The organism is Arthrobacter sp. E70, from assembly GCF_058266945.1.
Genome location: NZ_JBYQFR010000002.1, coordinates 85,480 through 106,452 on the forward strand (window position 1 = coordinate 85,480; position 20,973 = coordinate 106,452).

18 protein-coding genes are annotated in these 20,973 nt (G+C 66.1%); 6 read left to right on the forward strand and 12 right to left on the reverse strand.

Translation table 11 applies throughout. From position 1 onward, the window contains the following. Positions 1 to 200 precede the first annotated feature (200 nt). The gene (locus AC3IMC_RS02405) at positions 201 to 2,153 is read left to right on the forward strand and encodes a M13 family metallopeptidase (protein WP_490916856.1); all 1,953 of its coding nucleotides are present in this window, start codon (positions 201 to 203) and stop codon (positions 2,151 to 2,153) included. A 55-nt stretch (positions 2,154 to 2,208) separates the two neighbouring features. On the opposite strand, the gene AC3IMC_RS02410 is transcribed toward AC3IMC_RS02405, so the two are convergent. From AC3IMC_RS02410 to AC3IMC_RS02430, 5 genes are all read right to left on the reverse strand, one after another. Further along, positions 2,209 to 3,675: an LCP family protein gene (locus AC3IMC_RS02410; protein WP_490916857.1), complete on the reverse strand. Its 1,467-nt coding sequence runs from the start codon at positions 3,673 to 3,675 to the stop codon at positions 2,209 to 2,211. A 213-nt stretch (positions 3,676 to 3,888) separates the two neighbouring features. After that, positions 3,889 to 4,848 carry a GTPase Era gene (gene era / locus AC3IMC_RS02415; protein WP_490916858.1) on the reverse strand — a complete coding sequence of 320 codons (960 nt, stop codon included), beginning with the start codon at positions 4,846 to 4,848 and terminating at the stop codon, positions 3,889 to 3,891. Then, the gene (locus AC3IMC_RS02420; protein WP_490916859.1) at positions 4,832 to 6,163 is read right to left on the reverse strand and encodes a hemolysin family protein; all 1,332 of its coding nucleotides are present in this window, start codon (positions 6,161 to 6,163) and stop codon (positions 4,832 to 4,834) included. The genes era and AC3IMC_RS02420 overlap by 17 nt, the downstream gene beginning before the upstream one ends. Continuing rightward, positions 6,160 to 6,633: an rRNA maturation RNase YbeY gene (ybeY, locus tag AC3IMC_RS02425; RefSeq protein ID WP_221384949.1), complete on the reverse strand. Its 474-nt coding sequence runs from the start codon at positions 6,631 to 6,633 to the stop codon at positions 6,160 to 6,162. The genes AC3IMC_RS02420 and ybeY overlap by 4 nt, the downstream gene beginning before the upstream one ends. Then, positions 6,630 to 7,718, reverse strand: coding sequence for a PhoH family protein (locus tag AC3IMC_RS02430; RefSeq protein WP_490916860.1), 1,089 nt, complete (start codon positions 7,716 to 7,718; stop codon positions 6,630 to 6,632). The genes ybeY and AC3IMC_RS02430 overlap by 4 nt, the downstream gene beginning before the upstream one ends. A gap of 419 nt (positions 7,719 to 8,137) precedes the next feature. Between AC3IMC_RS02430 and AC3IMC_RS02435 the strand changes: the two genes are divergently transcribed. Beyond that, positions 8,138 to 9,058, forward strand: coding sequence for a GerMN domain-containing protein (locus tag AC3IMC_RS02435; RefSeq protein WP_490916861.1), 921 nt, complete (start codon positions 8,138 to 8,140; stop codon positions 9,056 to 9,058). On the opposite strand, the gene AC3IMC_RS02440 is transcribed toward AC3IMC_RS02435, so the two are convergent. From AC3IMC_RS02440 to hrcA, 3 genes are all read right to left on the reverse strand, one after another. Beyond that, the gene (locus tag AC3IMC_RS02440) at positions 9,045 to 9,824 is read right to left on the reverse strand and encodes a 16S rRNA (uracil(1498)-N(3))-methyltransferase (RefSeq protein ID WP_490916862.1); all 780 of its coding nucleotides are present in this window, start codon (positions 9,822 to 9,824) and stop codon (positions 9,045 to 9,047) included. The genes AC3IMC_RS02435 and AC3IMC_RS02440 overlap by 14 nt on opposite strands. 2 nt (positions 9,825 to 9,826) lie before the next feature. Beyond that, complete coding sequence (dnaJ, locus tag AC3IMC_RS02445) at positions 9,827 to 10,954, reverse strand: molecular chaperone DnaJ (protein ID WP_490916863.1); 1,128 nt, start codon at positions 10,952 to 10,954, stop codon at positions 9,827 to 9,829. 90 nt (positions 10,955 to 11,044) lie between these two features. Continuing rightward, on the reverse strand, positions 11,045 to 12,058 hold the full coding sequence (gene hrcA, locus AC3IMC_RS02450) for a heat-inducible transcriptional repressor HrcA (RefSeq protein WP_490916864.1): 1,014 nt from the start codon (positions 12,056 to 12,058) through the stop codon (positions 11,045 to 11,047). Positions 12,059 to 12,238: 180 nt separating this feature from the next. On the opposite strand from hrcA, the gene AC3IMC_RS02455 reads away from it, so the two are divergent. Both AC3IMC_RS02455 and AC3IMC_RS02460 read left to right on the forward strand, forming a co-directional pair. After that, on the forward strand, positions 12,239 to 13,087 hold the full coding sequence (locus AC3IMC_RS02455; RefSeq protein ID WP_490916865.1) for a DUF3097 domain-containing protein: 849 nt from the start codon (positions 12,239 to 12,241) through the stop codon (positions 13,085 to 13,087). Between the two features lie 75 nt (positions 13,088 to 13,162). Further along, entirely contained in the window at positions 13,163 to 13,573 is a 411-nt protein-coding gene (locus AC3IMC_RS02460) for a DUF4870 domain-containing protein (protein WP_221384931.1), read from the forward strand. Positions 13,574 to 13,646: 73 nt separating this feature from the next. On the opposite strand, the gene hemW is transcribed toward AC3IMC_RS02460, so the two are convergent. Beyond that, the gene (gene hemW, locus AC3IMC_RS02465; protein WP_490916866.1) at positions 13,647 to 14,876 is read right to left on the reverse strand and encodes a radical SAM family heme chaperone HemW; all 1,230 of its coding nucleotides are present in this window, start codon (positions 14,874 to 14,876) and stop codon (positions 13,647 to 13,649) included. A gap of 36 nt (positions 14,877 to 14,912) precedes the next feature. Continuing rightward, on the reverse strand, positions 14,913 to 16,766 hold the full coding sequence (gene lepA, locus AC3IMC_RS02470; RefSeq protein ID WP_490916867.1) for a translation elongation factor 4: 1,854 nt from the start codon (positions 16,764 to 16,766) through the stop codon (positions 14,913 to 14,915). A gap of 163 nt (positions 16,767 to 16,929) precedes the next feature. Here lepA and AC3IMC_RS02475 point away from each other — a divergent pair, with 163 nt between their 5' ends. Together AC3IMC_RS02475 and rpsT are read left to right on the forward strand one after the other, a co-directional pair. After that, positions 16,930 to 17,448 carry a type II toxin-antitoxin system PemK/MazF family toxin gene (locus tag AC3IMC_RS02475; protein ID WP_490916868.1) on the forward strand — a complete coding sequence of 173 codons (519 nt, stop codon included), beginning with the start codon at positions 16,930 to 16,932 and terminating at the stop codon, positions 17,446 to 17,448. A gap of 162 nt (positions 17,449 to 17,610) precedes the next feature. Continuing rightward, positions 17,611 to 17,871, forward strand: coding sequence for a 30S ribosomal protein S20 (gene rpsT, locus AC3IMC_RS02480; RefSeq protein WP_221384918.1), 261 nt, complete (start codon positions 17,611 to 17,613; stop codon positions 17,869 to 17,871). 110 nt (positions 17,872 to 17,981) lie between these two features. On the opposite strand, the gene holA is transcribed toward rpsT, so the two are convergent. Then, entirely contained in the window at positions 17,982 to 18,998 is a 1,017-nt protein-coding gene (gene holA / locus AC3IMC_RS02485; RefSeq protein ID WP_490916869.1) for a DNA polymerase III subunit delta, read from the reverse strand. Continuing rightward, the gene (locus tag AC3IMC_RS02490; RefSeq protein WP_490916870.1) at positions 18,932 to 20,800 is read right to left on the reverse strand and encodes a ComEC/Rec2 family competence protein; all 1,869 of its coding nucleotides are present in this window, start codon (positions 20,798 to 20,800) and stop codon (positions 18,932 to 18,934) included. The genes holA and AC3IMC_RS02490 overlap by 67 nt, the downstream gene beginning before the upstream one ends. Positions 20,801 to 20,973: the final 173 nt, after the last annotated feature.

Below are 20,973 nucleotides of genomic sequence, written 5' to 3' on the forward strand. Positions count from 1 at the left end.
AAACTCCGCAGCGAGGGTGGGCCTAGCGCTGGATCGCGCCTGTGGCCTCGCCGCGGCAGCTAAGAAGAAGGAGCTCTGCACGCACCTTTTGAGGGTAACACGGGTGCGTAAGATGAAAGGGCACTACCGTCCGTAAAGTCCAGCATGCAGACGCCCCCGGTTTTCGGCCGGCTGCGGCATCCCAGCAAAAGGAGTTTTCAGTGCCCATATCGGGGATCGACCTGTCCACCTTTGATCACACAGTCCGGCCGCAGGACGACCTCTACCAGCACGTCAACGGCGCGTGGCTGAAGGCAACCGAAATTCCCGATGACCGGCCCCTTGAAGGAACCTTCACCGCCCTCCGTGACGGATCGGAAATAGCAGTCCGCGACATCATCGAAGAAGCGGCCGCCAAAGGCGCGGAGGCCAGCGGCATCGAACGAAAGATCGGTGACCTTTACAACAGCTTCATGGACGAAGCCGCAGTTGAAGGAAAGGGCATGGAACCTATCCGGGAGCGGCTCGCGGAGGTTTTCGCCACCGGCTCCCCGTCGGCCCTCCTGGCCCTCGCCGGCCGGCTGTTCCGGGCGGACGTGGGAGGCCTCTTCTACATTTATCCCGCCCCGGACGCCGGAAACCCTGACCGGGTCCTGCTCTACACGGGACAGGGTGGCCTTGGCCTTCCGGACGAGTCCTACTACCGCGAGGAGAAGTTCGCACCTATCGTGTCGGCCTACACGGCGCACGTGGAAAAGATGTTCGGGCTCGCTGGGCTTCCGGATCCCCGTGGGGCAGCCGGCCGTGTGGTGGACCTGGAATCCAAGCTCGCCTCGCACCATTGGGACAACGTCACCCTGCGCGATCCGCAAAAGACGTACAACCTTCGGACTGCGGACGAGGCAGCCGCGCTGTTCCCGCTCCTGCCCGTCTGGTTCGAGGCGGCCGGCATCGGCGAGGACAAGCGCGCGGAGATCGTGGTGAGCACCCCCGATTTCTTTGCCGGCGCCGCGGGGCTGCTCGACTCCGTGCCGCTGTCCACGTGGCAGGAATGGCTGGCGATGCGCGTTGTCAGTGCTGCAGCCCCGTATTTGTCCGCTGCCTTCGTGGACGCCAGCTTTGCGTTCTACGGCACCACCCTCAGCGGCACCCCGCGGAACAAGGACCGGTGGAAGCGCGGGGTTGCAGTAGTGGAAGCCGCCCTGGGCGAGGCTGTGGGACAGATTTACGTTGCCCGGCACTTTCCTGAGACACACAAGGAACGGATGCAGACTCTGGTGGCAAACCTCATCGAGGCCTACCGCCGCAGCATCACGGATGTGTCGTGGATGGGCGAGGACACCAAAGCGGAGGCGTTGCGCAAGCTTGAGGCCTTCCGCGCCAAGATCGGCTACCCCGACGAGTGGATTGACTACTCGGCGGTGGTGATTGAGCCCGACGATCTCCTGGGCAACGTGGAGCGGGCGCACAACGCCGACGTCGACAGGCACCTGGACGAGGTGGGCAAGCCGGTGGACCGGAACAAGTGGTTGATGACGCCGCAGACGGTCAACGCCTATTACCACCCCATGATGAATGAGATTGTGTTCCCGGCAGCAATCCTGCAGCCGCCATTCTTCACGGCAGAGGCCGATGACGCCGTGAACTACGGTGGCATCGGCGCGGTGATCGGCCACGAGATCGGGCACGGTTTCGATGACCAGGGCTCACAGTTCGACGGCGGCGGGGCCTTGCGGAACTGGTGGACGGACCAGGACCGCCAGGCCTTTGAAACCCTGACGGCCCGGCTCGTGGCACAGTACGACGCCCTTTCACCTGGCGCTGCCCCGGGGCATAACGTCAACGGCCGCCTCACCCTCGGTGAAAACATTGGAGACCTGGCAGGGCTCACGATCGCCTACAAGGCCTACCTGATCAGCCTGGAAGGCAAGGAGCCGGAGGTCATTGACGGCCTGACCGGACAGCAGCGGTTTTTTGCCTCCTGGGCCGCGGGGTGGCGCCAGGTGATCCGGCAGGAAGAGGCCATCCGCCGGTTAGCCACCGATCCCCACTCCCCCAACGAGTTCAGGACCAACGCCATCGCGAAGAACCTGGATCCGTTCCACGAGGCGTTTGATGTCAGCGAGGAAGATGGCATGTGGATGCCTCCCGCTGAACGCGTCAGCATCTGGTAACGGGATACACAAAGGGCCCCGCCGCAAGGCGGGGCCCTTTCGTGTAAAGCAGTTACTACCGCACGATCAGGTCCGGGTTGGCCTGCTGGCAGACCTTGTCCCCCGCGGTTTGGTTGACGATGTCCTCCGGCAGGGCAGCTGCGCCGCCACCGGTTCCTGCTCCGAACGTGGTCCCGGTGGTGAAGTCGCTGCCCACATACACCTGCACGCCCGTGACAGCGGGTGCCGGGATCATCAGGGTCGCCGGAATGCCCAGCAGGGCTGCGACGTCCGTGGCCACGTCGGCGAAGCCGTTACCGTAGTACACCGCCGTCTTGGCCACCGGCTGCGCGATGAACTGGCCGGTCTGGGTGAAGCCGCCGGTCACCAGGGCCTGGACGAGTTCCTGGGCCCGGCCCGCAACGCCGCTTCCGTTGGCGACGGTGACGGGCTGGATGGCCTTGTTGTACGTGGGCGCAGGGACTGCAGTTTCGGTGGGCTCCGCGGACGGCGCCGCCGTTTCACTGGGTGCCGGCGTGGTGGGCGCGGTGGGGTCCGTCAGGTCCACGTTCTTGCGCATGGCCGAAAAAAGCTGTGCGCCTGCGGGTTCGGCGATCACCAGCCGGTTAGGGTCGACGGGTGCCGGCGTAGTCGGGACTGCCACGAATGCGACCTTGCTGATGTCGATGTCCTTGAGCCGGTTGCCGATGGTCAGCAGTGTCGGGATGGAAGCGAGCCCGTCGTCAACCGTGAGGTTCTGGGTGACGACGTCGGCGATCTTCAGCATCCTGGCGGGGTCGGATAACGTGCCCTCGTCCTTGATCTTCCGCGTCAGTGAGGACAGGAAGCTCTGTTGGGCCTTGATGCGGCCCAGGTCGCCGCCGTCGGCATATGCATGGCGGGCGCGGAGGAAGGCAAGGGCCATCTCCCCCTGGACCGATGATGTCCCCGCGGGCAGCCGCAGCCGGGAGTCGGGGTCGTAGACGGCGTCGGTGATGCAGACGTCCACACCGCCCACCGCGTTGGAAAGCTCCTTCACGGCGTTGAAGTCGGCCATCATGAAGTGGTCCACCTGCATGCCCGTGAGCTTGTTGACGGTGTCCACGGCGCAGCCGATGCCCGCCTCGCTCATGGCCTCGTTGATCATGACACCGGTGCGGGCGGGGAAATCCTTGTTGGTCTTCCTGTCCTTGCAATCGGGGATGTCCACCAGCAGGTCCCGGGGAAAGCTGATGACGTTGACGCGCTTGTTGTCCTCGGAGATATCCATCAGCATCATCACGTCGGACTTGCCGTAGCCGGTGGAATCATCAGCAGTTCCGTATTCGGAGTTCTTGCCATCACGCGTGTCCGAGCCAAGGATCAGGATCTGAATCCGGCCCGTGGCGTCGCTCACCGGTGACTCCGTGCCCTCACCCCCGGCGTTCAAGGGCGCCTTGGAAAGGTTGTTTTGCAGACGAAAGAACCAGAACCCGGCAAATGCTATGCCGGCCACGAGAACCACGGCCACCACGGCGGTGATGGCCTTTAACCACACCGGCATCCCACGGAAGGTTCCTAAATGGCGCGCCGCTCCCAGGCCGGTGCCATTGGCGTGCCGGGACACCGGTCCCGGTCCGGCAGACAAGTCAGCCTCGTTGTCGCGTGTATCGCGGCCTCGACCCACGTGGTGAACCTTCCTCTAAAGACGAATCCGGTCCATTTTAGTGGTCCAGTCTGTAAATTAAGGGGCCGGCCCCCTGGGGACCGCTAAGGGTTAGAAACCCAGTTTGACGAGCTGTTTCGGGTCGCGCTGCCAGTCCTTCGCCACCTTGACGTGGAGGTCAAGATAGATCCGGGTGCCCAGGAGTGCTTCGATGCCCTTGCGGGCGTTGGTGCCCACTTCCCGCAGCCGGCTCCCGCCCTTACCGATGATGATGGCCTTTTGCGAGGGACGCTCCACGTAGAGGTTGACGCGCACGTCCAGCATGGGGTTGTCCTCGGGACGGTCCTCCCGGGGAACGATCTCCTCGACCACCACGGCCAGGGAATGGGGAAGTTCGTCCCGGACGCCTTCCAGCGCAGCTTCGCGGATCAGCTCCGCCACCATCACGGCTTCAGGTTCGTCCGTCAGTTCGCCGTCCGGGTACAGCGGCGGCGACGGAGGCATGTGACTGATCAGCACGTCGGCCACCGTTTCCACCTGGAAGCCGTCACTTGCCGAGACAGGGACAATGTCTTTCCAGCCATCATCCCCCATGACTTCGCGTCCGAGCGCGGCGACGGCGAGGAGCTGCTCCGTCAGCTGCTGGCGGTCCACCAGGTCCGCCTTCGTCACGATGGCCACGACGGGCTTGCGTCCCACAGCGGCCAGCTGCGCTGCGATGAACTTGTCGCCGGGGCCGATCTTTTCGTTGGCCGGAAGGCAGAATCCGATGGCGTCAACCTCGGACAGCGTGTCGGCGACAAGGTCATTGAGGCGTTTGCCGAGGAGGGTGCGCGGGCGGTGCAGGCCCGGGGTGTCCACCAGGATCAGCTGGGCGTCCTCGCGGTGGACGATGCCCCTGATGGTATGGCGCGTCGTTTGCGGCTTCGCAGATGTGATGGCCACTTTCTTGCCGACCAGCGCGTTCGTCAACGTGGACTTGCCCGCATTGGGCCGTCCGACGAGGACCGAGAAACCGGCGCGGAAACCGCCAAAGTCCTCGGCGGCTGCATCCTTATTTTTCTTGCTCACGGGGAACTCCCTGCTGGGTTGCTTCGGCCTCTTCCAGGAGGCCTTCAAGGTCAGTCTCTACTCTTGGTACCGGAGCCGCAATGATGTGGCTGACCCGGTTCCGGCGGCCTTCAAGCCGGTCGGCGCGCAGCGACACGCCCTGCACCTCCACGCTGCTTCCCACGATGGGAACCCGGCCCAGGGCCTTGGCGAGGAGGCCACCCACGGTGTCAACCTCGTCGTCGTCGAGCTCGAGATCGAACAGCTCACCAAGGTCATCGATGCCCATCCGCGCGCTGACACGGTAGGAGCCGTCCCCCAGCGCGACCGCTTCGGCGCTCTCGGTGTCATATTCATCGACGATTTCCCCAACAATTTCCTCGATCAGGTCCTCAAGGGTGACCAGGCCGGCAGTGCCGCCGTACTCATCGATCACGATGGCTACGTGCGTGGATTCCTTCTGGAGCTCACGGAGGAGGTCGCTGACGGGCTTGGATTCGGGCACATACCGCACCTCGCGGGCCAGGGCTTCCACTACCGGTTGCTCCTCGTCCGCGGCCAGCTGGTGGATAGCCGCAGCAACGTCCTTGAGGTAGACGATGCCCAGGATGTGGTCAGTGTTTTCGCTGATGACGGGGATTCGGGAATAGCCGGAGCGCAGGAACAGGGACATGGCCTGGCGGAGACTGGAGCCGGCGTCGATGCTGACGATGTCCGTTCTGGGCACCATGACGGCGCGGACGAGGGTATCGCCGAAATCGAAGACGGACTGGATCATTTCAGCTTCGGTGTCCTCGATCATGTCCGATTCGCTGGCCCGGTCCAGGAGCTCACGGAATTCCTGCTCGCTGAAGAACGCGTCATCTCCCCCGGGTGCGCCGGGAGCTGCAGAGCTGCCCAGTGCCACGAGCCAGCCGGGGATGGGTCCGAGGATGCTGGTCAGGAAGCGGACCATCGGCGCGGTGAAGCGGACGACGGCCGTGGAATGGAGCCGGCCAAGCTGCCGCGGCGAAACACCCACGATGACGAATCCCAGCAGTGCCATGATGCCGGTGGCTACCAGTCCCGCCAGCCAGACGTTGTCCAGCAGGCTCGAAACGACGACCGCGACGGCCACGGCGGACGCCATCTCGAACCAGACCCGCCAGAACCGGAGTGCCCGGGTGTGGGCTACCGGCTGGGCGAGGATCCGGCGCATGGCAGTCCCGCGGCTTCTCAGCAGGGCCTGTTCGGCGTCGTGGCGCGGAAGGAAGCTGAAAGCTGCTTCCGCCGCCGTCAGCACTGCCGCGACGGCGAGGAACACCAATGCCATCGCGACCAGGAGCAGTTGCGTCACTGGGTTGTCTCGGCGGGTGCTTCTTTGCCGGTGAAGCCGGACAGCAGTTCCCGCTGAAGCCCGAACATCTCCGCTTTCTCTTCCGGTTCGGCATGGTCGTAACCGAGGAGGTGCAGGATTCCGTGGGTGGTCAGCAGCAGCATTTCGTCCTGCAGGGAGTGGCCGGCGTTTTTGGCCTGCACCTTGGCAACCTGCGGGCAGATCGCGATGTCCCCCAGCATCCCCTGCGGCGTGGGCCGGTCCGGGGTTCCCGGCGTGAGCTCATCCATGGGTACGGACAGGACATCGGTGGCACCCGGCTCGTCCATCAGCTCGATGTGCAGCTTTTCCATTGCCGGTTCGTCCACCAGGAGGATGGACAGTTCGGCCTGGGGGTGGATGTAGAGCTGCTCGAAGATGTAGCGCGACAATGCAACAAGTTCGGCTTCCTCCACCTGGACGCCGGATTCGTTGTTCACCTCAATACTCACGCGTGTTCCCCCCGCTTTTCCCTGCTTGCTGAGTGCTTGACCCTGTTCCGCTGGACTTCATCCCAGAGGCTGTAGGCATTGACGATGTCCCCCACGAGCCTGTGCCGGACGACGTCGGCGGCGTCCAGGACGGAGAAGTCGACGCCCTCAATGCCCTGCAGGATTTCCTCCACGATGCGCAGCCCCGACCGCGTACCGAACGGCAGATCCACCTGGGTGACGTCCCCGGTGACCACCATCTTCGAGCCGAAACCGAGCCTGGTGAGGAACATCTTCATCTGTTCCGGCGTGGTGTTCTGTGCCTCGTCGAGGATGATGAAGGCGTCATTGAGGGTCCGTCCGCGCATGTAGGCCAGCGGTGCCACTTCGATGCTTCCGGCGGCCATCAGCCGCGGAATGGACTCCGGGTCCATCATGTCGTGGAGGGCGTCGTACAGCGGACGCAGGTAGGGGTCGATCTTGTCGCTCAGCGTCCCCGGAAGGAAGCCCAGCCGCTCCCCCGCCTCTACGGCCGGCCGGGTAAGGATGATGCGGCTGACCTCTTTTTGCTGCAGCGCCTGGACAGCTTTGGCCATGGCGAGGTAGGTCTTGCCGGTACCGGCAGGGCCGATGCCGAAGATGACCGTGTTGGCATCGATGGAGTCGACATAATTCTTTTGGTTGAGCGTTTTAGGGCGGATGGTCCTGCCGCGGCTGGAGAGGATGTCGTGGGTCAGTACGTCCACCGGGTTCTGCAGGGACTGGGTGCGCAGGAGCGCCGCGAGCTGCTGCAGGACAGCCGGCGTGATGACAGTGCCTCGGGCCACCAGACCGCGCACTTCCTGGAGGAGCCGCATGATCCGTGGAACATCACTGCTGGGGCCGCTGATGGAAAGCTCGTTGCCGCGCGCATGGAAGTTGACGTCCGGGAACTGCTCCTCGATGAACCTCAAGGCCTCATCGTGGCTGCCGAGGGATTGAACCATCTGGTCAGAGTTCTCGAAAAGGACCACTTCAGTGCGGATGCCGGGAAGGGAATGGGGAAATTCCCCCGGGCTGCCTTCGCCCGTGTTGAGCCGCCGCCTGCCGTTTGCTGATTCAGTCATGGTGCTGGCCCGCAGGCCTGTGGTCCCCTCGAAGTTCGACATGTGTTTCCGTTGGCTGAGCCGGCGGCCGTTGCGCGGCGCGCCAAGTTCAGCGATCCCTTCATCTTACGCCAGCAACCATCGCGGGCGGATGACGCGCCGGTGTTGCGGTGCAGGACCTGCCAGACGTCCACGGCGGACATGCACCATGCGCTTCGCATGTGGGGTGTTTTGTATCAACTTCATATCGGGCTCATATCGTTCCCGTTGCAGTTGGGCGGGTGCAGCCGAAACACCGCCAGTGTAGACCGGAGGCTGTGCCATGCTGGAAACCCAGCGTCTGCTGGGACACCAGGCCGCCAGGGGATCGGCCCGCCACGCCACGAAAGGACAAGGGCAAGGAAGTGCCGGAAACCTCTGCGCCCTCATGGGCTGGACGAATGGCGGGCCGGGTGCGCCCCGCCGTCCTGGCAGGAGTCCTCGTCCTCGTTCCGGTGCTGTCTGGCTGCACGGCCGAGGGGGGCCCGACGCCGTCCCGGTCGCTCGCCTCGGTGCCCGCCACGGGCGGCACCATGCCGGACGGTCCCGCCACCAGCGCACCGCTGGAAACCACGCAGTCTTCGAACAAGGCCCCCGTGTACTGGATTGGCCGCAGCGGGGGCAACATCTTCCTCTACCGCGAGTTCCGGGACGTTCCGGAGCAGGAGAACCCGGTAACCCGTGCCCTGCGGGCCATGATGTCGGATAAGCCGCTTGACCCGGATTTTTTCACGCCGTGGCAGAATCCCGGCAAGCTCGCCACGTCGATCTCGGGCAAGGATGTCATCACCGTTGACGTCTCCGCGGACGCCTTCAACAGCAACCTCGACGCCGACATGGCCGCCCGCGCCATCCAGCAGCTGATCTATACGGCCACTGCGGCTGCCGCGAGCTCGGGGCTGATCGATACGGGACAACAGATCCGCGTCCGGATCCTGGTGGACGGACACACGGACTATGTGGCGTTCGGCCACGTGCAGCTGGGTGCGCTAATGACCCGCGCTGCCGGACTGGTGGCGCCGGTGTGGATCATCGATCCCCAGGAGAACGCGGAGGTGCCCGGCGGCAGCGTCAAGATCACCGGACGCAGCACCTCCCCCGGCGGCAAGCTGCACTGGCAGATCCTGCAAGCGGCGGATGGGGGCAGCAAGACGCCTTTCCTGACCGGCGAGACCACCGCCGCGGCCGAGCAGGGGCAGGCGGGGGCCTTCACGCTCGCCCTCACCCTGCCTCCGGGCGATTACGAGCTGCGGGTGGGGCAGGCCGGTTCCGGCGGCGAGCCGGACCGGAACGAGGACACGCGGACCTTTAAGGTTCGCTAGCAGCCCATCGGCCCAGGACATCGCTGGCAAGCACGACGGCGGCCGGGCCGGCCGTTGACGACCGCAGGACATGGTGCCCCAGCAGGGCGGTCACGGCGCCTGCACTGCAGAGTTTCGTCACTTCGCGTGGGCTGATGCCACCCTCGGGACCAACGATCAGCAGAACCTCACGCGGGCCTTCGCCCCCGCGGCCGTGCCATGCTTCAAGCACGGAGCGCAACGGCCGCACGGCGTCCTCATGCAGGATCACCGCAAGATCGGCTGCTTCTACGGCCGCGCACAGCCCGGCGGACTCGACGGCGGGACGGACATCCGGAATCCACGCCCGGCGTGCCTGCTTCGCCGCCGCGGCAACGGAGGACTGCCACTTGGCGTGGGCCCGGGCTGCCCTGTCGCCTTTCCACCGCACGATGGACCGTTCGGACTGCCACGGTATGACGGCGTCAATGCCCAGTTCGGTGGCCGTTTCGATGGCCAGTTCGTCCCGGTCACCCTTCGCCAGGGCCTGGACCAGCACCAGCCGGATGTCCGGGCGGGGTTCTACCGCCATGGTGCCGCACTCCACCTCAAGGCCGGAAGCGGCGGCCGAAACGACCTTCCCCGTCATGCGGGTGCCGGCGCCGTCGACGATGTCCACGGCCTCACCCGGCCCAAGCCGCTTGACGGTGACCGCGTGCCGCGCCTCCGGCCCTTCGAGGACAAACAGTCCGCCCGGGACCGTGCCGTCCAGGGAGCCTGCGGCGGTAAAGAAGACGGGGTTGCTCACCGCTACAGGTTACCGAGCCGGTCCCGGAGCTTGGCGAACATGCCGCCGCTGGCAGCGAGCTTGCCCTCGGTGATCTGCTCACCGCGCAGCTTGGCAAGCTGCCGCAGGAGGTCCTCCTGCTGCGAATCCAGTTTGGCCGGCGTGTCCACCTGGAGGTGGACTTTCAGGTCGCCGCGGCCGTACCCGCGCAGGTGGGTGACCCCCAGGCCGCGCAGGGTGATGATCTCCCCGGACTGGGTCCCGGGTTTGACGTCGATCTCCTGTGTGCCGTCGAAGGTTTCCAGGCTGACGTCCGTGCCCAGGGCCGCGGCTGTCATGGGGATATGCAAGGTGGCGTGCAGGTCGTCGCCTTCCCTGACGTAGGTGGCGTCGTTGTTGACGCGGATTTCCACGTAAAGGTCACCGGCGGGACCGCCGGCAGGGCCGGCTTCACCCTGCCCGGCGAGCTGGATGCGCGTTCCGGTGGCCACGCCGGCGGGGACCTTGATGGTCAGCGAACGCCGGCTGCGGATGCGGCCCTGGCCACTGCATTCGTTGCACGGATCTTTGATGACGGTGCCAAATCCTTCACAGGTACCGCAGGGCGCTGCGGTCATGACCTGGCCCAGGATGGAGCGGACTGCACGCTGCACCTGGCCGCTGCCGCCGCAGATGTCACAGCGCTCCGGCTGCGTTCCCGGGCGGCAGCAGGATCCGTCGCAGGTGGGACAGACGACGGCGGTATCCACTTCGAGCTTCTTGTTGACGCCGAACACAGCATCCCGCAGGTCGATGCGGACACTGATCAGGGCGTCCTGGCCCCGGCGCACACGGGATGCCGGGCCGGCCGTGCCGCCGGCACCGAAGAAGGTGTCGAAGATATCCTGGAACGCAAAGCCCTGGCCCGCGTACCCGGCTCCGCCGAATCCGTTGTCCGTCCCGTTCTCGTTGCCCGTGGTGTCGTAGACACGGCGCTTCTGGGGGTCGGAGAGGACCTCATAGGCGTGAGTTACTGCCTTGAAGCGCTCGGCAGCGTCCGCACCGGGGTTTACGTCCGGGTGAAGGGTGCGGGCCAGCTTGCGGTAGGCCTTCTTGATCTCTTCTCCCGTTGCCTCCGGCGAGACTCCAAGGACATCATAGTGGCTGCTCAAAGTTCGTATCTCTTCCTTGTTGTACTGCATGTACTGGGGCTGCCCGGCCCTGGCCGTCCACCGCAGCAAACAGCGGCCGGCAGGATGGGCTCAGGGCCCCAGAATCCTGGAAAGGTAACGCGCCACGGCCCTCACCGCGGCCATCGTGGTGGGATAGTCCATCCTCGTGGGGCCGAGGATCCCGACTTTCGCGGCACTGTCCGGACCGTAGCCCGTGGCCACAACGGAGGCCTCTGCCAGGCCGTCATACGGGTTTTCCCTCCCGATGCTGACGGCCACACCACGGTGGTCCTGGGCCATCTCGCTCAGCAGCCGCAGCATCACCACCTGCTCCTCCAGCGCCTCAAGCACCGGCCCGATGCTGAGCGGGAAGTCCACGTTGGACCTGGCGAGGTTGGCGGTCCCTGCCATCACCATCCGTTCCTCCCGGCTGTTGTGCGCCAAGGCCTCAAGGCCGTGGGCCAACGCGTGGGCCGCCTGCCGCTGCGACGGGGCCGCCGCGGCAACGACGGCGGGAAGCGCCTGGGTGAGCTGGCTCAGCGGCGTGCCGGCCAGCGCGCCGAGGAAATGCGTGCGCAGGGCCGCCAGCACATCGTCGCCGAGGTCCTGTCCGACGTCGATGACCCGTTGCTCCACTTTGCCGCTGTTGGCGATCAGGACCACCAAGACCTTGCGCGGGGCAAGCAGGACGAATTCGATGTGGCGGACCAGGGCCCGGCTCAGGTGCGGGTACTGGACTACGGCCACCTGGTTAGTGAGCTGTGCAAGCAGACGGACGGTACGGTCCAGCACGTCGTCAAGGTCGTCGGACCCCTCAAGCAGCGACTGGATGGCCCGGCGCTCCGCGGCTGAGAGTGGCTTGACCGCAGAAATCTGGTCCACGAACAGGCGGTAGCCCTTGTCTGTGGGGATGCGCCCGGCGCTGGTGTGCGGCGCCGTAATCAGGCCCTCATCCTCCAGGGCAGCCATGTCGTTGCGGATGGTCGCGCTGGAGACGCCGAGATGATGCCGCTCCACCAGGGCCTTGGAACCGACCGGCTCGCGGGAGTGGACGTAATCCTCCACGATGGCCCGCAGTACCTCCAGCTTGCGTGGCTCGCTCACATTCCACCTCCATCCATGGTCCGGGGCGTCCGCCCCGCCTGCATGCTGCCACCACCAAAGGTTTAGCACTCGACATGCCTCAGTGCTAACAGTCTATTATGCCGCGGCACGTTGTTAGCATTGGTACCGCTCCGGGCGAAACTCCGGTGCCCACTACCAAGCGCGAGGCGGACCACATTCATGGATTACCAGAACTGGGGCCCCCGGGACATGTCCGCGCCTGCCCGCGCGGAGCTGCCCGAAGTTCCTGTTGAACGCGGGATGGTGCTTGAGGACGTCCAGTCGGGCTGGGTGGGTGCCGTGACCCGCGTGGAGAAATCCGGAGGCATGCACGTGGTGGCGCTGGAGGACCGGCGCGGCAAGTCCCGTTCCTTTCGGCTGGGCTTCGGGTTCCTCCTGGAGGGCCAGGCCATCCGGCTGATGCCGCCGGCTCCCCGGGCCGCAGCGGGCGTGCCCGCAGGCAGGACGGCGTCGGGATCCGTACGGGTCGAAGGCCAGCGTGCGCAGGTGGCCAAGGCGAGCCGGATCTGGGTGGAAGGCAAGCACGACGCCGAACTCGTGGAGAAAGTCTGGGGAGACGACCTCCGCGTGGAGGGCATCGTCGTCGAGCCCCTGCACGGCATCGACGACCTTGCCGCAGCGGTGGCCGACTTCCGCCCCGGGCCGGCCAGGCGCCTCGGCGTCCTGGTGGACCACCTGGTGCCCAATTCGAAGGAATCCCGCATCGCGGACGCCGTGATGGCCTCGCCCGGCGCCGCCGGGAACGTCCTGATTGTCGGCCACCCGTACATCGATGTCTGGCAGGCCATCCGCCCAGCCGTCCTGGGGATCGACCGGTGGCCCGCCGTCCCCCGGGGCCAGGACTGGAAGACAGGGATCCTGAAAGCCTTTGGCTGGCCCCATGCAACCAAAGAGGACGTCGGGCTCGGATGGCAGAAGCTGTTGGGCGCTGTACGCACCTACGCAGACCTCGAGCCCTCGCTGCTAGGCAGGGTGGAGGAAGTGATCGACTTCCTCACTGTGCCCTGAAGGCCGGACGCCGCCCCAAGAGCCAGTATTCTTGGTAGTAGTCAGCACAACTTGCACCCCCGAAGGAAACAGACTGTGGCAGAAAACGCACGTGATCACAGGGACGGCCAGGGCCGTTCCGAGTACCATGGCGTGCCGGCCAACGCCCTGCCGCTCACGGCCAGCGAAGACCGCCAATGGGCAACCCTCGCGCATTTCGGCGGCATCCTGGGATGTGTTCCCGCACTGCTGATCTACCTGATTTTCCGGGACCGTGGCCCCTTCACCGCACAGGAATCCAAAGAGGCCCTGAACTTCAGCCTGCCACCCACCATCGCCGCGGTACTGGCCAACATCCTGGTGTTCGTTCCCGTGGTCGGCAACATCTTCGCCGTGATCGCCACACTGATCTGGGTCGCCCTTACCTGCTTCTCGGTGGCCGCCGGCATCCACGTGAACCGCGGCCAGCCGCACCGCTACCCCTACAACCTGCGCTGGATCAAGTAACCGCAGAAGGCTTTGGTGCCCACATCCGCAGGATTCCCTGACCGAGCTTGCGAGGTTAGGGTGCGGGTGGGGATCAGTCCGGCAGGATGCGCCGCACCACCGCGTCCGCGAGGAGCCTGCCCTTCAGCGTGAGGACCAGCCGGCCGCGGAATGCAGCCGCAGGTTCCACCAGTCCATCGGCGATGAGACCGGCCACCTCCTGGCGCCCCGCTGGGCTGAGCGCGGCGACCTCCAGTCCGGACTGCAGGCGCGCCTCAAGCATCACCCGTTCCAGCCGCCGGGTTTCCGGATCCAGGGTCTCCCTGGCGGCTGCCGGCGATAGTCCCTGGGACAGGCGGTTGGCATAGGCGGAAGGGTGCTTGACGTTCCACCAGCGGACCCCGCCCACGTGGGAGTGCGCGCCGGGGCCGATTCCCCACCAGTCGTCTCCCCGCCAGTAGGCGAGGTTGTGGCGGCACGCCTGCTCCGGCGTGCGCGCCCAGTTGCTGACCTCGTACCAGCCAAGCCCTGCTTCGGTGATGAGCTGGTCGGCGAGTTCGTACTTGTCGGCGTGGTCGTCGTCGTCAATTCCCGGCACTTCGCCCCGGCGCATCTGTGCTGCCAGCTTGGTGCCGTCCTCAACGATCAGCGCGTAGGCGCTGATGTGGTCCGGCTGGTACGACAGCGCCGTCTCCAGCGAGTGGCGCCAGTCGGCCAGGGACTCCCCCGGTGTCCCGTAGATAAGGTCCAGGCTGACGGCCAGGCCGGCGTCGCGTGCCCACTGGACCACCTGCGGCACCCGGCTTGGTGTGTGGGTCCGGTCCAGGACCTTGAGCACATGCGGGACTGCGGACTGCATGCCGAATGACACACGGGTGAAGCCGGCGTCCTTGAGGATGGCGAGCGACTCCGGGGTCACCGAGTCGGGGTTTGCCTCGGTGGTGACCTCGGCGCCCGGTTCGATCCCCCACTGGTCGATGGCCGACCGCAGGATCAGTGCGAGGTCGCCAGCGGGAAGCAGGGTGGGTGTGCCGCCGCCAAAGAACACCGTGCTGAGCTTGCGTTCCGGCAGGCCCGAGGCCGCGAGCACCCGGCCGGCCAGGTGCACTTCGGAGACGGCCGTCCGGGCGTAGGCGTCCTGGGACGCACCGCCGCCGAGCTCGGTGGCGGTGTAAGTGTTGAAATCGCAGTAGCCGCAGCGTACGGCGCAGAACGGGATATGGACGTACAGCCCGAACGCACGGTCCGCCGCACGCTCCGCCGCCTGGGCGGGCAGGAGACCGTCCGGCGGCGCCGGATCGCCGAGGGGAAGGGTGCTAGGCATTGCACGGGCCTCCGGTGCAACCGGACGCGGTGTTCACTACTTCTTGGCCTTGTCCTTGGACTCGTCGGTGGTCAGGGCGGCGATGAAGGCTTCCTGGGGAACCTCCACGCGGCCCACCATCTTCATGCGCTTCTTGCCTTCTTTTTGCTTCTCCAGCAGCTTCCGCTTACGGGAAATGTCACCGCCGTAGCACTTGGCCAGCACGTCCTTGCGGATGGCGCGGATGCTTTCGCGGGCGATGATCCGGGAGCCGATGGCGGCCTGGATGGGCACCTCGAACTGCTGGCGCGGGATGAGTTCGCGCAGCTTGCTGGTCATCATCACGCCGTAGGCGTACGCCTTGTCCTTGTGGGTGATCGCGCTGAAGGCGTCCACCTGTTCGCCTTGGAGCAGGATGTCCACCTTGACCAGGTCGGCCACCTGTTCGCCGTCGGCCTTCCAGTCCAGCGAGGCGTAGCCGCGCGTCTTGGACTTGAGGATGTCGAAGAAGTCAAAGACGATTTCCGCCAGCGGGATCCAGTACCGCAGCTCCACCCGGTCCTCGGAGAGGTAGTCCATGCCCTTCATTTGGCCGCGGCGGCCCTGGCACAGCTCCATGATGGCGCCCACGAACTCGTTGGGCGCCAGGATGGTGGCGGACACCATGGGTTCGCGGACTTCCTTGATTTTTCCGGCCGGGAATTCGCTCGGGTTGGTGACGGTCAGGACGCTCTTGTCCTCGAGGGTCACTTCATAGACCACGTTGGGGGCCGTGGAAATCAGGTCCAGGTTGAACTCGCGCTCCAGTCGTTCCCGCACGATCTCCAGGTGCAGCAGGCCCAGGAAGCCGACGCGGAAGCCAAAGCCCAGCGCGGCAGACGTCTCAGGCTCGTAGATCAGGGCGGCGTCGTTGAGCTTGAGCTTGTCCAGTGCGTCGCGCAGGACCGGATAGTCCGTGCCATCCAGGGGGTAGAGGCCGGAGAACACCATCGGCTTGGGGTCCGCGTAGCCGCTCAGGGATTCCGACGCCGGCTTGGCGAGGTTGGTGACCGTGTCACCAACCTTCGACTGGCGTACGTCCTTCACACCGGTGATCAGGTAGCCCACCTCGCCCACGCCGAGCCCCTTGGACGGGGTGGGTTCCGGTGAGCTGACGCCGATTTCCAGGAGTTCGTGGGAGGCCTTGGTGGACATCATCTGGATGCGTTCGCGGGGGTGCAGCATGCCGTCCACCACCCGCACGTAGGTCACCACGCCGCGGTAGGTGTCGTAGACGGAGTCGAAGATCATGGCACGGGCGGGGGCGTCAGCATCGCCCACAGGTGCGGGCAGGTCCGTGACGATCTTGTCCAGCAGGGCCTCGACACCCACGCCGGTCTTGCCGGAAACCAGGAGGACGTCCTCGGGGTCGCCGCCGATCAGGTTGGCAAGTTCCGCCGCGTACTTTTCCGGCTGCGCGGCAGGAAGGTCGATCTTGTTCAGCACCGGGATGATGGTGAGATCGTTTTCCATGGCGAGGTAGAGGTTGGCGAGGGTCTGGGCTTCGATGCCCTGGGCGGCATCCACCAGCAGGACCGCTCCCTCGCAGGCCGCCAGGGACCTGGACACTTCGTACGTGAAGTCCACGTGGCCCGGGGTGTCGATCATGTTCAGCGCGTAGCTGACGCCGTCCACTTCCCAGGGCATGCGCACGGCCTGCGATTTGATGGTGATGCCGCGTTCGCGCTCAATGTCCATCCGGTCCAGGTACTGTGCCTTCATGTCGCGTGCCTGCACCACTCCGGTGGACTGCAGCATGCGGTCGGCCAGGGTGGACTTGCCGTGGTCGATGTGCGCGATGATGCAGAAGTTCCGAATAACGGCCGGATCTGTCGCGGCGGGCACCGGTGCGGTGCGGGCCATGGGAGACACGCAGGGTCCTTACTGTTGGATTTTCGCGGCTCTCCGCCACGCACCCGGGGGCGCCCGCGCATAAGCCGCATTTCTTCAACCTCCAGTGTCCCACGTCCGGGGCGCTTGCACCGCATCATCAGCCAGCACCGTCGGGTGGAAGCCATGACTATAGGCTGACGGGATGGCGATCAATCTGCGCACCCTGGGAAACGCCGTCCGGGCAGGCCTGCGGCTGCTGGCGAAGCCCGCCCCGACGGAGACAGCGGCAAGGGCCCGGCGGCCCCCGTCAGGTTCGTCCTATCCCGGGGATTACATCGGCAGCGCGACCATCAGGTACGCGCCCAGGCCCGATGGCGACCCGGACCCGGGAGAAGTAGTGTGGACGTGGGTTCCGTACGAAGAGGACCACACCAGGGGCAAGGACCGCCCGGTGCTCATCGTGGGGCACAATGGCCCCTACCTGCTGGCGCTCATGCTCACCAGCAAGGACCGGGTTCCCCCTGCATCGACAAGCAGCGACTACGTCGACCTCGGAGCCGGGGGCTGGGACCGGCAGGACAGGGCCAGCGAGGCGCGGCTGGACCGCATCCTGCAGATCCGGCCGGACAGCATCCGCCGGGAGGGGGCGGTGCTGGACCGGGAGCGGTTCGAAGCCGTCGCCGCCGGACTGCGCCGCCGACACGGCTGGGCCGGCAGCTAAAAATGGCCACGCACGCGACTGACCTGCTATTCTTTATAGCTGTGTGTCCGTGCAGGTCGACGGTCACTGATGGTTGGCCGCCATAGGTATCCCCACGCCGCTCAGTCAAGGCCAGCCTGAAAGCCCTCTAGACCATTTCCGCATTACAAAGAGAGTTCACACGTGGCGAATATCAAGTCCCAGAAGAAGCGCATCCTGACCAACGAGAAGGCTCGCCTGCGCAACAATGCAGTCAAGTCCGAGCTGAAGACTGCCATCCGCGCCGTCAACACCGCCGTTGAGTCCGCTGACAAGGAAGCTGCTACTACTGCGCTCGTTGCTGCCAGCCGCAAGCTGGATAAGGCTGTCAGCAAGGGTGTTCTGCACAAGAACAACGCAGCGAACCGCAAGTCGGCGATCTCCAAGAAGGTCAACGCCCTGTAAGGTTTCCAGTTCCCACGAACTGATGGATGTGGCCGGTACCCTCGGGTACCGGCCACACGTCTTTTAACCGTTCGTGAGGGTCCCGTGTGGTGCGGGACCGTGCCGGTCCCCTACCTTCCTTGGACAGACATGGCGATCACCGTCACGGCGTGTTCGACGGCGTATACCGGGTCGCGGGAGAGCCCCTTCACCTGCGCGTCGGCTTCGGCCGTGGCCTGGATGGCGCGCACCAGGCCTTCGGGCGTCCACCGGCGGACGTCCCGCTGGGCCTGCTCCACCAGCCAGGGCTGCATCCCGAGGTCTGCCGCGATCTGGGCGGAGGATCCGGACGCCCCTGCCACCCGTGCCACCGTCCGGAGCTTTGCCGCGAGGGCAGCCACCAGGGGGACCGGATCTGCTCCTGTCGCGAGGGCGTGCCGAAGGGTCGACAATGCAAGAGGAGCGTTTCCTGCCATCGCAGCGTCTGCCACCTTGAACGCTGTGGCTTCGACCCGTCCCCCGTAGTACCGGTCCACGACCTCGACAGTGACAGTGCTGCCGGCGTCCGCGATCAACTGGCTGCAGGCGGCAGCGAGTTCGGAAAGGTCGGCGCCTACTGCGTTGACCAGCGACTGCACAGCGTCCTGGTTGATACGCCGCCCCTCGGCCTTGAACTCCGCCATCACGAAAGAGGCCTTGTCGGCATCCTTCTTCAGCGGCTGGCAGTCGACCACCGGCCAGCCGCCCTTCCTGACGGCGTCGAGGAGCTTCTTGCCCCGGGCTCCCCCGGCGTGGCGGAGCACCACCACTGCGTCCGGCTCGGGATGCTGCAGGTAGTCCAGGGCATCGGCCAGGAAGGCATCGTTCATGCCTTCCACGGCCTCGATTTCGATCAGCTTGCTCTCGCCGAAAAGCGATGGGCTGACCCGCATGGCCAAAGCCCCGGGTTCATACGCCGCCGCATTGATCCGGCTGAGTTCCACGTCGGGCGCCGTTGCCCGGACCTGGGCGCGGACTTTGTCCATGGCGCGGATGCCCAGGTAGTCCTCCGGTCCGCTGACCAGCACCACGGCTGCGGGGACTACGTCCCGCCAGGAGGCAGTATTCGACGCCTGGGCGCGGGTTGCCCGCTTTTGAGCGGCGGCCATCGGAGGATCCTTCCGGAAGATTTAGTGGAGTATCCCAGCCTGCCATGACCAAGGCCGCGCTCCAAGCTGCGGGGGCTGGCGGGGTCACAGCAGCCGGCAAACCGGTCCTCCAGCAGCCCGATCCTGGCTTCGGTCCATGCGTGGGCCGCGCGCACCCAGCCAAGCAACCGGCGCGGCCGGGTGGCGACCCACAGTGCGGCAAACGCCAGGAGCGACAGGAGTGCCATGGACAGCAGCCCTGGGACTCCTTCCGGCCATGGCAGGGCCGAGCCCGGCAGTTGTGCCGCAACCCTGGCAGTGGCTGCGACGCCAGCGCTGAAGGTTCCCGCCACGGCAATCAGTGCGGTGGCCAGCCAGGGCAGCAGGACCACCAACGGAACTGCCGCAGTTCCGAGCAGGGTTACCGGCGCCACCAACGGCGAAGCCACAACGTTGGCCAGGAGGGCGTACGTGGCAAATTGCGGTTGCAGGAGGACGATGACGGGCCCGCACATCAGCTGGGCCGAGAGCGGCACCGCAAGGGCGGCTGCTGCCCACCGGGGTACCGCCCCGGGGATCCAGGAGATGATCCGCCGCCCCAGGACGATGATCCCCAAGGTGGCCAGCACGGACAGGAGGAATCCGAAGCTTGCGCCGAGCGCGGGGTCGGCCAGCAGTAAACCAATGACTGCAAGGCACAGGAAGCTCAGGCCCCGGCCGGACCGGCCGCCGGCCAGGGATGCGACCGCTATGGCCCCCATCAGGGCTGCGCGCAGGACACTGGCGTCCGGACCTACCAGCACCACGAACAGCCCGAGTCCGCCGAGGGCAGCAGCGGCTGCCGGAGCACGCGGCAGCCGGCACCTCCGGCACGCGAGCAGCAGTGCACCCAGGACCAGTGAACAATTGGCGCCGCTGACGGCGGTCAGGTGCGTCATGCCCACAAGCTTCATGGCGTTCTCCAGCCCCTCGTCCAAGGCGCTGGTATCGCCGGTGACCATTCCTGGCAGAAGCCCCTTCGCGTCCCCGCCCAGGAAGGCTGAGGCCGCTACGAAACGTGCCCGCAGGTTCCCGGCGGCACCGTCGAGCCAAGCACCACCGCTTGCGTTGCCGGGTGCCGACGACGCGGCAAGGGTCCCTGCCTCCGGGCTCCCGGGCTCGGCGTGGCGCAGCTTACCGGTGGCACGCACAGTTTGCCCCGGTACCACCGCACCCCAGCCGCGGCCGCCCATGACCAGCAGCTGCGCCCGCGTGCGCACGAGTACGCCGCCAGTAGCCACGTCGCGGGTCCAGACAGTTACCGCCCACCGCTGGGCCGTACCGCCGGGGCCGGACAGGGCGCGGGGGCTGCCTGCCACTTCGACGACGGCGACGGCTGACTTGCCGGACGCTACTGCTTCGGCGAGGGGCCCCTCCGACCGTTGGCTGGAGGCTGTTGCCGAATGGGCGGCGGCGGCAGCGGCCAGCGCGAGGGAGACGCCCACGGCTGCGGAGAAGCTCCGTCCCCGAATCCGAGGCTTTCCGGGCTGTGCTGTGCGGGCGACGGCGTGACGCAGCTTTCGTTTCCGCCTGCCTTTCGCTGCGACGGCCAGGAAGAGGCCGCCGAGGGCTGCCAGTGTGCAGCACAGGATGGCCAGTCCCGCGGGCGGCAGCCAAAGACCGGCCACGGAGGCACTCCACACCAGCACGGCCGGCAGGGCGAGCCTCACGTCGGTGCGGCGCCGTGGCCCCGCCGAGCTGGCTCCAGCTTCTTCCTGCGCTGTGCGCTCGGTCATGCGCTGGCGGACGTGTTCCTTGACCCGGGACCGATAGCCCTGCAGCATCCACCGGCTGCCTCCCGACGCTGTGGGCATTCGTGGCGGTCCCGCAGCGGCCGGAGTCTTGGGCCCTGTGCCCCCACCCCAGACGGCGGACTCAATGTACCGGCCCCAAGGGCTGCTACGGCCCATGGGGCCGTTAGGGGCGGGACCCGGGATGGACGTCGCCTGCCCGCCCT